Raw genomic sequence first — 12,505 nt, forward strand, 5'->3', positions numbered from 1 at the left:
CCCGTCGCAGCACCGGGACCCGCCGCGGCGCTCGCACCCGCCGTGGCGCCCGCGCCACCGCCGTCCGCGCCCACGCCCGCGGCTCCCGCGCCTCCGCCTGCCTCCCCACCGCCTGCGGGCACGCCGACCGCCCTGACCACGACCCGCACCAGCACCGCGGCGACGACGGCCAGCACCGCGAGCGCGACGAACGCCCCGCGCCAGTCCCACGCCTGCGCGACGACGCTCGCGAGCGGCGTCCCGAGGACGGTCCCGAGCGTCGCGCCGCCGAGGACGACCGCGATCGCCCGCGCGAGGTGGGACGGGTCGACCAGGTCGGCGGTGTGGGTGTTGACGGCGGCCCACAGCAGCCCGGTCGCGGCGGCTCCGGCCGCGCGCGCGCCGACGGCGACGGTGTACGTCGGGGCCAGGGCGGTGAGCACGGCGCTCGCGGCGAAGACGACGAGCGCGGCCGCGACGACGGTCCGCCGGTCGAACCGTGCGGTGAGCCGGACCAGCGGGAACGTCGCCACGACGACCGTGAGCGCCCACAGCGACACGAGCAGCCCGGTGCGGGCCTGCGCGACGCCGAGGTCGGCGCTCATCGCGGGGAGCACGGCGGTCGGCATCATCTCGCCGGTGACCATGACGAAGGTGGCGCCGCCGAGGACGAGGAGGCTGGGCCAGGGAAGTCGGCCGGTGGTGTCCATGAGCGCGACGCTAGAGTTTGACATCAGTGTGAAGGTCAAGGGGTCGGCGCACGCGCGCGCCGGCCGCGTCGAGGGAGCGGTGGTCGTCGTGAAGATCGGTGAGCTGTCCCGCCGCACGGGCGTCTCGACGCGGCTGCTGCGCTACTACGAGGAGCAAGGGCTCATCTCCCCCGCACGCTCCGCCAACACCTACCGCGAGTACGACGAGGCCGACGTCGCCCAGGTCGAGCGCGCGGTCGGGCTGGTGCGGTCGGGCCTCCCGACGCGGCTGGCCAAGGTGGTCCTCGACCTCGAACGGACGCAGGACGAGGACCTCGCGGCGTCGTGCCCCCGCACGGTCGCGGAGATGCTGGCCGAGGAGCTCGAGGGCCTCGACGACCGCATCGCATGCCTGACCGCGAGCCGCCGGACGATCCACGACTTCCTGGTCCGCACGTCGCACGCGGCCGACGTCCTGGAGGCCGCGCGCACGCCGTCCTGACGCGGCTGCGCGACAGATCGGACGCCCGTCCTATTCCTTTGTGACTCCTGTCACGGCTAGCATGCACCGTCCGGTTCGCACCACGACGGAGGTCCGCTGTGCAGCAACGCCACAAGCTCACCGTCCTCGTCTCGGCCCTCGCCCTCGCCGGCGCGGCCGTCGCGACACCCGCCGCCGCCGCCGACACCCTCGGCGGCCCCGGCCACGGAGGAGGCCACGGCTACCCGCCGAGCGCCGCCCAGAAGTTCTCCAAGAAGGTCACCGAGCGCGCCGTCTTCCGGCACCTGCAGGAGCTCCAGCGCATCGCCGACCGCAACGACGGCAACCGTGCCGCGCTCACCTCCGGGTACGAGGCCAGCGCCCGGTACGTCGAGAAGACGCTCCGCAAGGCCGGCTACACCACGACGCGCGACCCCTTCACGTTCGACCTCGAGGTCGAGGACGCCGCCACCCTCACCGTCGCGGGTGGCCCGACGTACACGGTCGACCAGATGACGTTCGCCGTGAACACGCCCGTCGGCGGCATCACCGCGCCGACCGCCTCGCCGCTCGACACGTTCGGCTGCACGGCCGAGCAGTGGGCCGGTGTTCCCGCGACCGGCACGATCGCCGTCATCAGCCGCGGCGGCTGCAACTTCTCGGTCAAGGCACAGCTCGCGCAGGCCGCCGGCGCGGTCGGCGTCGTCGTCTACAACAACCTCCCGGACACCCTGCTCATCGGCACGCTCGGCGAGAACAGCGGCGTGACCATCCCCGCCGCGGGCGCCACGCTCGAGGACGGTCAGGCGCTCGCCGCGACCCCGGGCGCCACCGTCACGCTCGACACCCGCGTGCACACCGAGACCCGCGAGAGCTTCAACGTCATCGCGCAGACCAAGGCCGGCCGCCAGGACAACGTCGTCTTCCTGGGCGCGCACCTCGACGGCGTCGAGGACGGCCCGGGCATCAACGACAACGGCACGGGCTCGGCGACGCTGCTCGAGACCGCCGTCCAGCTCGGTCGTGACAAGAAGATCCCCAACGCCGTGCGGTTCGCGTGGTGGGGCGCCGAGGAGCTCGGGCTCATCGGGTCGACCGCGTACGTCGAGGACCTGGCGGCGCAGCCGGGCGAGCTCGACAAGATCGCGACCTACCTGAACTTCGACATGGTCGGCTCGCCGAACTACGTGATCGGCGTGTACGACGCCGACCAGTCGACCTACCCGGCCCCCGTGCCGGTCCCGCCGGGCTCGCCCGAGACCGAGGACGTCTTCACCGACTACTTCGACTCGATCGGCCAGCCCTGGGTCGACACCCCGTTCTCGGGCCGGTCCGACTACCAGGCGTTCATCCTCAACGGCATCCCCGCGTCCGGCCTGTTCACGGGCGCCGACGACGTGAAGACCGAGGAGGAGGTCGCGCTGTTCGGCGGCACCGCCGGGATCACGATGGACCCGAACTACCACTCGCCGGGCGACGACATCTCGAACGTGAACCGCGAGGCGCTGCGGATCATGACGGGCGCCATCGCCTACGCGACGTACAGCCTCGCGCTCGACACGTCCGCCGTGAACGGCGTGGAGAGCCCGACCAAGCCGCGACCCGGCCACGGGCACGGGCCCGGCAAGGGTCGCAGCGGCGTCGGGACGTACGGCCACCAGGAGGGGTGGGACCGGGCGTCCTGACACAGGCACGCACCCGCGCCGGTCGGAGGAGGGACCGGTCGGCGCGGGTGCGGACCGCGCGGCACGACGGGGTGCGTGCGCGGCGCCGATCACCCCGCGCGCGCCGGCGTGCGGGGTGATCGCGACCTCCGAGGCCGTCACGGCGACGTGACGTCACTCCGGCGCGCGCCACGTCGTGACGGCCGGACCACTCCACCGTGACGGCGATCTCGGAGCGCCGCGTCAGGACGGGCGCGTCGCCTTGCCGTCGAGCCACAGCGTGTCGGAGTCGTCGCGGTGCGTGCCCGACGTGCCGACGTGCTTCTGGCTGATCGACGGGCCCTTCGTGATGACGTGGACCATCGCCATGCCGTGCCCGCGGCCGAGCCCGTAGTCGTCGGCGAGCCACGCGAGGATCTCCCCCGCCTTGGTCCCCGGGCCGTAGCCGCGGGCCGTCGCCTGCTCGAGCAGCTGGCGCGGCGTGAGGCCGGTCTTGTCCTCGACGGCGTCGAGGTACGCCTGGAACGACATGGGCATCTCCGAGGGTGCGTGACGGACGGGTCCGGACGGTCGCGCCGCAGGTCAGGGACCATGGTGCGCCCGCCGCTCGTGGACGATCCTTGCGGGGACCACCGACAGAGGGAAGGCTCGTCGTCTCGACGTGACCCGTCCCCGGGCCACGGTGTCGACGACCGGACGGAGGGGCATGGGGCACGACCACGCGCACGGCACCGCGGACCACCGCGGGCGACTGGCGGTCGCGCTCGGCATCTCGGTCGCGATCCTGCTGGCGCAGGCGGTCGGGGCAGCGGTCACGGGGAGCCTCGCGCTGCTCGTCGACACCGCGCACGTGCTGACCGACACGGGCGGCCTCGCGCTCGCGCTGGTCGCCGCGCACCTGTCGCTGCGACCGCCGTCGCCGACCCGCACGTGGGGCTACCGGCGTGCGGAGGTCCTCGCGGCGCTCGCGCAGTCGGCCGTGCTGCTCGTCGTCGGCGTGTACGTGCTGGTCGAGGCCGTGCAGCGGCTCGTCGACCCGCCCGAGATCCCGTCGACCACGCTCGTCGTCTTCGGCCTGATCGGACTCGCCGGCAACCTCGTCGCACTCGGCGTGCTCGCGTCGAGCCGATCGGACAACCTCAACCTGCGGGCCGCGTTCCTCGAGGTCGCGAACGACGCCCTCGGGTCCCTCGCGGTGGTGATCGCCGCCGTCGTCATCGCGACGACCGGGTGGCTCCGCGCCGACGCGGTCGCGGCGCTCGTCATCGGCGCGCTCATCCTGCCCCGCGCGATGCGCCTGCTGCGCGAGACGACGAGCGTGCTCCTCGAGTCGACCCCGCCGGGCCTCGACCTGGACGAGGTGCGCGCGCACCTGCTGCGCGTCGAGCACGTCCGCGAGGTGCACGACCTGCACGCGTCGCTCATCGCCACGGGGCTTCCCGTCATCAGCGCGCACGTCGTGGTCGACGACGGGTGCTTCTCCGACGGGCACGCGGGCCGCATCCTCGACGAGCTCCAGGAGTGCGTCGCGCGGCACTTCGACCTGTCCGTCGAGCACTCGACGTTCCAGGTCGAGACCGCGTCGCACCGCCGCCACGAGCACCCGAGCCACGCCTGACCGCGGTCCGCGCGCACCGTCCCGGACGAACCGGGCGCAGGACCCGATCTGTGCGCTGATCTGCACAGACCCTCCACCGCACCGCCCCGCGACCGCGTCCGCGCCGCTGCCCGGCTTCCTACGGTCGGACCGTGCCCACGACGCGCCACACCGCCGCCCCCCACCCACGTGCCGCCCGGCACGCCCGACGCCTGCGCAGCCGGCCCTGGTTGCGCGTGACGGCCGTGACCGCCGTCGCCGTGGTGGCGTTCGCGGGGACCGCCGCTGCGTCGCTCTACGTCCGGCTGCGCGGCAACGTCGAGACGGTCGACACGAGCGGCCTCGTCGACGTGCCGCTGCCCACCGACACCGAGCCGCCCGACCCCGACGACCCGAACGCCGGGCGCGCGGTCAACCTGCTGGTGATCGGGTCGGACGACCGCAGCGGCGAGAACGGCGCGATCGGCGGGTACGTCGAGGGGCAGCGGTCCGACACGACGCTGCTCGTGCACGTGTCCGCCGACCGCCAGCGCGTCGACGTCGTCTCGATCCCGCGCGACTCGCGCGTCGACATCCCCGCGTGCAACCTCACCGGCGGTGGCGCGATCGAGCCGCGGCGCGGCAACTTCAACGACGCGTTCGCGCTCGGCTGGGACCACGGCCACGACCTCGAGTCGGCCGCGGCCTGCACGATCATGACCGTCTACGAGAACACCGGGATCCTCGCCGAGCACACCGTGATCGTGGACTTCAGCGGGTTCCAGGGCATGGTCGACGCGATCGGCGGGGTGTCGATCTGCGTGCCCGCCGACATCGACGCCGACTACGTCGACCTCACGCTCGCCGCCGGTCAGCACCACCTCGACGGGCCCACCGCGCTCAACTTCGCGCGCGCCCGCAAGGGCAAAGGGCTGGGCGACGGGTCCGACACGAACCGCATCGGCAACCAGCAGCGCCTCGTCGCGGCCATGGTCGACGAGGTGTTCGCGAAGAACGTGCTCACCGACGTGCCCGAGCTCGTCGGCTTCCTCGGCGCGGCGACGCAGTCGCTGACCGTCGACCCCGCGCTCAAGGACGCGATGATCGGCCTGGCGTTCAGCCTCCGGTCCGTCCGCGCGGAGAACATCACGTTCCTGACGGTGCCGTTCGTCGCGAGCACGGAGAAGAAGAACAAGGTCGACTGGACCGCCGCGGCGGACACCCTGTGGGCGAACGTCCTGGCCGACCGGCCGCTCACGGAGGCGGCCGCTCCCCCGCCGGGCACGGACGGCTCCGGCGGGGCGGGCGGCGAGGACGGGACCGGTGGGGCGGGCGGCTCGCCGGCGGGTGGTGCGCCGACGGGAGGCGCGACGTCCGCACCCCCGGACACACCCGTCCCGTCGCAGACCAGGAAGGCCGGGCGTGAGCCGTTCACCGTGAACGACACGACCGCGGTCTGCGCCTGATCCGGAGCGACGCATCTGCTCGGCCGCGCGGCACGAGAGGAACTGAGCACGCGACCCCGTCACGGGGCCCGCGAACCGCGCCGGGGCGGGCTCCACGACGGGGTCGTCGGGGGTGCGATGCGGTGCGCCGGTGTGTGGACGGCGTCAGCCGGCGTCCGGGTCCTGCTGGGCGTGGCGGTCGAGGAAGGCGTAGACCTCGGTCGCGTCGACGCCCGGAAAGGCGCCTGTCGGGAGCGCCGAGAACACCTGCTGGTGGATGCGCGCGCTGGGCCACGAGGCGTCCGCCCAGCGGGCGGTGGCGTCGGCGGGCGGGCGGCGGCAGCAGGCCTCGTCGGGGCAGGTCGAGCGGTGCCGGACGGTCGTGTCGCGGCCGCGGAACCACGTCGCCGACGCGAAGGGGACGCCGACGGCGAGCGCGACCTTGCCGGTGGTCGCCCAGCCGGTCTGCGTCGAGCACCAGAACGTCCCGGCGGGGGTGTCGGTGAGCTGGTAGGACTCGGTGGCCTGGTCGCGACGGGCGAGGGCGCGGCGCACACCCCAGCGGCGGCACACCATCTGACCCTCGATCGCGCCGGTGACGTCGGTCGGCAGGACGAGGCCGTCGTTGGCGTAGGCGCGGAAGATCGCGCCGTCCTCGGCGACGCGCAGGAAGTGCAGGCGGATGCCGAGGTGGTGCGTCGCGAGGCTCGTGAACCGCTGCGCGGCGGCCTCGTGCGTCACGCCGAACGCGTCGCGGAAGTCCTCGATCGCGAGGTCCTTGGCGCGCTTGCGCTCCTCGAGGAAGCCGACGGCTGCGGACTGCGGCATGAGGCAGCACGACGCGAAGTAGGTGATCTCGAGGCGTTGGCGCAGGAACGCCTCGTACGACGTGGGGCGCTCGTGGCCGAGGACGCGGTGCGCGATCGCCTGGAGCGCGAGCGAGCGCAGGCCGTGCCCGCCGGGGGTCGACGCGGGCGGCAGGTAGATGCGGCCGTTCGCGAGGTCGGTGACGGTGCGGGTCGAGTGCGGGAGGTCGTCGACGTGCCGGATCGTCAGGCCGAGCTGCTCGGCCATGCGGGACACCGTGCGGTGCGTGAGGGCGCCCGACGTGTACCCGGCGCGGCGGGCCATGTCCTCCGCGAGCGCCTCGAGGTCGGGCAGGTAGTTGTCGCGGGCCTGCCGCTCGAGGCGCAGCTGCGTGTTGACGCGGCGGGCCTCCTCGGGGGTCGCGACGGCCTCGGTCGCGCGGCGGGTGAGCTCGGTGTGCAGGCCGACGAGCTGCTCGAGGACGGGCGTCGGCAGGCTGCGGTTGGGGCGGACCGTCGGGAGGCCGAGCTGCGCGAACTCCGGGGTCTGCTGGGCGCGGTCGAGCGCGATCTCCAGGGCGGCGCGGCGCGTGGGCGGCTCGTCGTCGAGCAGGTCGGGGACGGTCACGCCGAGCGCGTCGGCGAGGTCGCGCAGGAGGGCGAGGCGGGGTTCGCGGCGGCCGTTCTCGACCAGCGACAGCAGGCTCGGGGTCACGCCGACGGCCTTGCCGAGCTGGTCGAGGGTCAGCCCGCGCGCGGTCCGGGCGTGCCGCAGGCGGCGTCCGAGCGTCAGGGCGTCCGCGGCGGGGACGTTGCTCATCCCTTCACGATATGTCAAGAACGTCGATACTTGACGGCCGCTGCGGTCGGCAGACCCCGGGTGGTTGACGTGAGGATCGAAGGGAGACGTTCCTTCGTCCCCCGTCCTCGTCTGGAGCACCCGATGACCGTCACCTCGCTGCCGCCCGCCGCCCGCACCGACGCGCCCGTGCGCGACCTGCGCGCGTGGGTCGCCGACGTCGCCGACCTCACCGAGCCCGACGCGGTCGTCTGGTGCGACGGGTCCGACGCGGAGCGGGAGGCGCTGCTCGCGGGCATGGTCGAGACCGGCACGCTCCTGCCGCTCGACCCCGTCCTGCGGCCCGGCAGCTACCTCGCGCGGTCCGACCCCTCCGACGTGGCCCGCGTCGAGTCGCGCACGTTCATCTGCTCGCGCTCGGAGGCCGACGCCGGCCCGACGAACAACTGGCGCGACCCCGACGCGATGCGCGCCGAGCTCGCAGGGGTCTTCGCCGGGTCGATGCGCGGCCGGACGATGTACGTCGTCCCGTTCTCGATGGGTCCCGTCGGCGGCCCGATCTCGCAGGTCGGGGTGCAGCTCACCGACTCGCCGTACGTCGTCGTCGGCATGGGCACGATGACGCGCGTGAGCCGGGCGGTCGTCGACCTGATCGACGGCGGTGCGCCGTTCGTCCCCGCGGTGCACTCGGTCGGCATGCCGCTGCGGACCGCCGACGGGACCGAGCGTCCCGACGTGCCCTGGCCGTGCGACGACACGAAGTACGTCGCCCACTTCCCCGAGACCCGCGAGATCTGGTCGTACGGCTCCGGGTACGGCGGCAACGCGCTGCTCGGCAAGAAGTGCTTCGCGCTGCGCATCGCGTCCGTCATGGGCCGCGACGAGGGCTGGCTCGCCGAGCACATGCTGCTGATCCGCGTGACGTCACCGCAGGGCCGCCGGTACCACGTCGCCGCCGCGTTCCCGTCGGCGTGCGGCAAGACGAACCTCGCGATGCTCACGCCCACGCTGCCCGGCTGGCGCGTCGAGACGCTCGGCGACGACATCGCGTGGCTGCGCCCCGGGCCCGACGGGACGCTGCGGGCGATCAACCCCGAGGCCGGGTTCTTCGGCGTCGCACCCGGCACGTCGGTCGCGACCAACCCGGCCGCGATCGCGACGCTCGACCGGGACACGATCTTCACCAACGTCGCGCTCACGCCCGACGGTGACGTCTGGTGGGAGGGCCTGACGCCCGAGCCGCCCGAAGGGCTGGTCGACTGGACCGGCCGGCCGTGGACGCCCGACTCCGGCCGCCCCGCCGCGCACCCCAACTCGCGGTTCACCGTCGCTGCCGCGCAGTGCCCGACGATCGCCGACACGTGGGAGGACCCCGACGGCGTCCCGCTCGACGCGATCGTGTTCGGCGGCCGCCGCGCCACCAACGTGCCGCTCGTCGTGCAGGCGCACGACTGGGAGCACGGCGTCTTCCTCGGCGCGACGACCTCCTCCGAGCAGACCGCCGCCGCCGAGGGGACCGTCGGCGAGCTCCGCCGCGACCCCTTCGCGATGCTGCCGTTCTGCGGGTACGACATGGCCGACCACTGGGCGCACTGGCTGCGCGTCGGGGCCTCGCTCGACCCGGCGACCCGACCGCTGATGTTCCAGGTCAACTGGTTCCGCAAGGACGCGTCGGGCCGCTACCTGTGGCCCGGGTTCGGGGAGAACATCCGCGTGCTCGCGTGGATCGTGGCCCAGGTGGACCGCGCGCGCGGGGTGCGGACAGACGTCGGCGCCACCCCCAGCCCGGTCGGCCTGCTGCCCGCCCCCGACGCGCTCGACCTCGCTGGCCTCGACCTGCCCGACGACGACCTGGCGGCGCTGCTCGACGTCGACCCCGCGACGTGGTCGGTCGAGGCGGACCTCACGGACGACTTTCTCGCGGGCTTCGGCGACCGCGTCCCCGACGCCCTCCACGCCCAGCTCGCCGCGCTCCGCACCCGCCTCACGTCGTCCTGACGGGGCAGCCCGCCACGGCGATACCGACATGGCTGCCGTTCCGGGGCGACGAACGGCACGCATGTCGGTATCAACGACGCGGCGTCGTCGGGGAGTCGTCGGGGAGTCGTCGCGGCGTCGTCGGGGAGTCGTCGGGGAGTCGTCGCGGCCACGTGGGGCGTCGTCGCGGCGACCGCGGGGCGCCGGTCGCGCTGTCGTCGGGGCGTCGGTCGCGCTGTCGTCGGGGGCGTCGGCTCAGGTAGCCGACGGGCCGGGCGGGTCAGGGTGGTCGGTGCGGAGGCGGGCGTGCAGGTGCATGTCGTGGTGGCCGTCGGCGTGCAGCGCGTGCCCGCGTCGCACGCCCTCCGCGCGGCAACCCAGCAGCTCCGCGACCCGGCACGACGCGTCGTTGCGCGTCGAGTGCTCGACCTCGACGCGGTGCAGGCCGAGCTCCTCGAACGCCCAGCGCAACGCCTCGGCACCCGCCCGCACGGCGACGCGGTGGCCGCGCGCGGCCGGCACGACCCAGTACGCGAGCGCGCCGAACCCTTCGTAGAGGTTGAGGTGCGTGAGCGCGACGCGACCGACGACGGTGCCGGTCGGAGCCGTGCCGAGCCGACGCAGGGGCGGCGCGGCGAGGTGGCGGGGAGGCACGGTGCGCGGCACGGGTCCTGACGTCGGCACGGCGTGCGGCACGGGTCCCGACGGGGGCACAGCGTGCGGCACGGGTCCCGACGAGGGCACAGCGCGCGGCACGGGTCCAGGCGAGGGCACAGCGTGCGGCACGAGTCCCGGCGTCATCGCGGCGGATGTCTCGACGGACGGCTCGCCGGGCTGCGACGACGGTCGGGCGTGCGCACCGACGCCCGCGAGCGCGAGCACCGGAGCGGATGTCGGGGCGGGGGTCGGCGCGGGGACACGCGCCGGTGCCGTCGCCGGCTCGGGCTCCGCGGGCTGCGTCGGGGCGACGACGACCGCCCACTCGACGGCCCGCTCGTCGCGCCACGCGGCATTCTTCGCGTCGATCCACGCGAGCGCCTCGTCGTCGTCGGACATCGACCGGGCGTGCCACCAGCGGATCGCGGGGTCGTCGTAGGCGGCGCGGACGGTCGTCACGTCGGCGGGCGCCCAGGGCCGCAGGAGGAGACCGTCGGCGGTGAGCGACGGCTGGGGGCGCACACCCCACCGACCGGGCAGGACGACAGGCGCAGCGAGCAGCGGCACGGCGGAATCATCCCGGTTCGACCCGCCGGACGCAGCACGCCACGCGGGAGGACCCGGTCCGGGTCGGTGCGACGGAGCACCGAGGGCCCGGCGGGACCTGCGACGACACGACGCACACCGTCCACGAACGGCGTCGCCCGGACCCGGACGGTCGGGCGTCGCACGGACCCGCACGGCCGGGCGAGGGCCGGCGCGCGAGTGCCGACCGCCGGACGCGGGCGGCGCGCTACTCCCCCACGAGCCCGTCGACGGACTGGCGCAGCAGGTCGGCGTGACCGTTGTGCCGCGCGTACTCCTCGATCATGTGGACGAGGATCCAGCGCAGCGACGGCGTGGTGCCGTCGGACGACGGTCGTCGGGCGAGCGTGTCGAGCCCGCCGTCGGCGAGCGCCCGCTCGGTGCGCACGCGCGACCGCTCGACGGCGCCCTCCCAGAGCGCGCGCAGCTCCTGCGGGGAGTCAGCGCCGGCCGACGTCCACTCCCAGTCGCGGTCGGCGTCCCAGTCCGCGACCTCCCACGGCTCGTCGGTGGGCTCGTCGTGCAGGCGCGCGCCGAACCACTCGTCCTCGACCCACGCGACGTGCTTGAGCAGCCCGCCGAGCGTCATGTCGGTCGGGGCGAGCCGCGCGGTCAGGCCGGCGGTGTCGAGGTCGGCGGTCTTCCAGCGCAGCGTCGCGCGGTGGAAGTCGAGGAACCCCAGCAGCGTGGTGACCTCGTCGGCGGCGACCGGCGGCTCCGGGCGGCCCTGCTCGTCGATGACGCTCATGCGCCCATCCTGGCGGACCCCCCGGACGCCGCGGGCGGGCCGACCGCATCGCGGCTGCGGCTGCGACTGCGGCTGCGACGACGGGCCACGACGGCTACGACGCCTGCGGCGGGTCCTCCCCGACGAGCCCGTCGACGGCCTCGCGGAACAGGTCGGCGTGGCCGGTGTGGCGGCAGTACTCGTCGATCAGGTCGACGAGGACGCGCCGGAGGTTCGGCGACCAGCCGGAGTCGGTCGTGAACAGCGACGGCTGGTCGAGCCCGCCGCGCGCCAGGGCCGCGGCCCACCCGGCCCGCGAGCGTGCGACGGCCCGCTGCCAGAGCGCGTAGAGCTCCTCCGGGGTGTCGGACGCGGCGGAGTGCCAGTCCCACTCGGGGTCGGCCTGGAAGTGCTCCTGCCGCCACGGCTCGGTGAGGTGCTCGCCGTCGACGAACTCGGCCATCTTCATCTCCTCGACGAGCGCGAGGTGCTTGACGAGGCCACCGAGGGTCATGGCGGACGGCGGGAAGGGGCGGCGCAGGGCGTCGGCGTCGAGGCCGCCGACCTTCCAGGCGAACTGGGCGCGGGCGCGCTCGAGGCAGAAGAGCAGCATCTCGGTCTCGTCGGCAGTCGCGGAGGGTTCGGTGATCCGGGTGTCGAGCGTGTTCTGGGTCATGGCGGCGACGCTAGGGTCGATACCGGACGTTCTGCTTCCGGTTGGAGAATCCGATGCCTGACGCGAGCCCGACGGCACGCGCGCTGCGCACCCTCGAGCTCATCCAGGGCCGCCCCGGCATCACGGCGGAGGAGCTCGCGGGCGAGCTCGGCGTGACCGAGCGTGCCGCCCGCCGGTACGTCGGCGTGCTGCGCGAGGCGGAGATCCCGGTCGAGTCGACGCGCGGCCGGTACGGGGGCTACCGCCTCGGGCGCGGGGTCCGCCTCCCGCCCGTGACGTTCAGCGCGGCGGAGGCCCTCGCACTCGTCATGGCGGCGCTCGACGGCCACCACGAGGCGGGCGACCCGGCGGGCCCCGTCGGCGCGGCGCTCGGCAAGCTCGTGCGCGCGCTGCCGGCGGGCGTCGCCGCGCAGGCGGAGGTCGTGCGCCGGACCACCGCCCCCG

12 protein-coding genes are annotated in these 12,505 nt (G+C 74.5%); 6 read left to right on the forward strand and 6 right to left on the reverse strand.

The features are described from left to right. A partial coding sequence (locus CTKZ_RS16695; RefSeq protein WP_235843527.1) for an MFS transporter occupies positions 1 to 689 on the reverse strand: 689 nt, incomplete at its 3' end. Here CTKZ_RS16695 and CTKZ_RS16700 point away from each other — a divergent pair. Together CTKZ_RS16700 and CTKZ_RS16705 are read left to right on the forward strand one after the other, a co-directional pair. After that, on the forward strand, positions 688 to 1,170 hold the full coding sequence (locus CTKZ_RS16700; protein WP_225916132.1) for a MerR family transcriptional regulator: 483 nt from the start codon (positions 688 to 690) through the stop codon (positions 1,168 to 1,170). The two genes, CTKZ_RS16695 and CTKZ_RS16700, sit on opposite strands and share 2 nt — an antisense overlap. A gap of 98 nt (positions 1,171 to 1,268) precedes the next feature. Further along, complete coding sequence (locus tag CTKZ_RS16705) at positions 1,269 to 2,834, forward strand: M20/M25/M40 family metallo-hydrolase (RefSeq protein ID WP_124344001.1); 1,566 nt, start codon at positions 1,269 to 1,271, stop codon at positions 2,832 to 2,834. Between the two features lie 222 nt (positions 2,835 to 3,056). Here CTKZ_RS16705 and CTKZ_RS16710 read toward each other — a convergent pair whose 3' ends face one another. Then, positions 3,057 to 3,344 carry a DUF4287 domain-containing protein gene (locus CTKZ_RS16710; RefSeq protein ID WP_124344002.1) on the reverse strand — a complete coding sequence of 96 codons (288 nt, stop codon included), beginning with the start codon at positions 3,342 to 3,344 and terminating at the stop codon, positions 3,057 to 3,059. Between the two features lie 175 nt (positions 3,345 to 3,519). Here CTKZ_RS16710 and CTKZ_RS16715 point away from each other — a divergent pair, with 175 nt between their 5' ends. After that, a complete protein-coding gene (locus CTKZ_RS16715; protein ID WP_124344003.1) occupies positions 3,520 to 4,431 on the forward strand; it encodes a cation diffusion facilitator family transporter in 912 nt (303 codons plus the stop codon). 131 nt (positions 4,432 to 4,562) lie between these two features. Beyond that, positions 4,563 to 5,855: an LCP family protein gene (locus CTKZ_RS16720; RefSeq protein ID WP_235843528.1), complete on the forward strand. Its 1,293-nt coding sequence runs from the start codon at positions 4,563 to 4,565 to the stop codon at positions 5,853 to 5,855. A gap of 144 nt (positions 5,856 to 5,999) precedes the next feature. Here CTKZ_RS16720 and CTKZ_RS16725 read toward each other — a convergent pair whose 3' ends face one another. After that, on the reverse strand, positions 6,000 to 7,460 hold the full coding sequence (locus CTKZ_RS16725; RefSeq protein ID WP_124344004.1) for a helix-turn-helix transcriptional regulator: 1,461 nt from the start codon (positions 7,458 to 7,460) through the stop codon (positions 6,000 to 6,002). Between the two features lie 123 nt (positions 7,461 to 7,583). Here CTKZ_RS16725 and CTKZ_RS16730 point away from each other — a divergent pair, with 123 nt between their 5' ends. After that, complete coding sequence (locus tag CTKZ_RS16730; RefSeq protein ID WP_124344005.1) at positions 7,584 to 9,437, forward strand: phosphoenolpyruvate carboxykinase (GTP); 1,854 nt, start codon at positions 7,584 to 7,586, stop codon at positions 9,435 to 9,437. Positions 9,438 to 9,671: 234 nt separating this feature from the next. Here CTKZ_RS16730 and CTKZ_RS22510 read toward each other — a convergent pair whose 3' ends face one another. The 3 genes from CTKZ_RS22510 to CTKZ_RS16745 form a co-directional block, all read right to left on the reverse strand. Then, complete coding sequence (locus tag CTKZ_RS22510; RefSeq protein WP_235843529.1) at positions 9,672 to 10,640, reverse strand: GNAT family N-acetyltransferase; 969 nt, start codon at positions 10,638 to 10,640, stop codon at positions 9,672 to 9,674. A gap of 226 nt (positions 10,641 to 10,866) precedes the next feature. Next, a complete protein-coding gene (locus tag CTKZ_RS16740) occupies positions 10,867 to 11,406 on the reverse strand; it encodes a DinB family protein (protein WP_124344006.1) in 540 nt (179 codons plus the stop codon). A 94-nt stretch (positions 11,407 to 11,500) separates the two neighbouring features. Then, complete coding sequence (locus tag CTKZ_RS16745) at positions 11,501 to 12,061, reverse strand: mycothiol transferase (RefSeq protein WP_124344007.1); 561 nt, start codon at positions 12,059 to 12,061, stop codon at positions 11,501 to 11,503. Between the two features lie 53 nt (positions 12,062 to 12,114). On the opposite strand from CTKZ_RS16745, the gene CTKZ_RS16750 reads away from it, so the two are divergent. Then, positions 12,115 to 12,505, forward strand: a 391-nt coding sequence (locus CTKZ_RS16750) for a helix-turn-helix transcriptional regulator (protein WP_124344008.1), incomplete at its 3' end; no start/stop codon positions are given.

Source organism: Cellulomonas algicola (assembly GCF_003851725.1).
Classification (GTDB): domain Bacteria; phylum Actinomycetota; class Actinomycetes; order Actinomycetales; family Cellulomonadaceae; genus Cellulomonas; species Cellulomonas algicola.

What these genes read in the sequence shown, in the direction of transcription:
- CTKZ_RS16700 (WP_225916132.1), top strand. Translation starts at nt 688, where the DNA reads ATGAGCGCGACGCTAGAGTTTGACATCAGTGTGAAGGTCAAGGGGTCG.
- CTKZ_RS16710 (WP_124344002.1), bottom strand. Translation starts at nt 3,344, where the DNA reads ATGTCGTTCCAGGCGTACCTCGACGCCGTCGAGGACAAGACCGGCCTC.
- CTKZ_RS16715 (WP_124344003.1), top strand. Translation starts at nt 3,520, where the DNA reads ATGGGGCACGACCACGCGCACGGCACCGCGGACCACCGCGGGCGACTG.
- CTKZ_RS16725 (WP_124344004.1), bottom strand. Translation starts at nt 7,460, where the DNA reads ATGAGCAACGTCCCCGCCGCGGACGCCCTGACGCTCGGACGCCGCCTG.
- CTKZ_RS16730 (WP_124344005.1), top strand. Translation starts at nt 7,584, where the DNA reads ATGACCGTCACCTCGCTGCCGCCCGCCGCCCGCACCGACGCGCCCGTG.
- CTKZ_RS16740 (WP_124344006.1), bottom strand. Translation starts at nt 11,406, where the DNA reads ATGAGCGTCATCGACGAGCAGGGCCGCCCGGAGCCGCCGGTCGCCGCC.
- CTKZ_RS16745 (WP_124344007.1), bottom strand. Translation starts at nt 12,061, where the DNA reads ATGACCCAGAACACGCTCGACACCCGGATCACCGAACCCTCCGCGACT.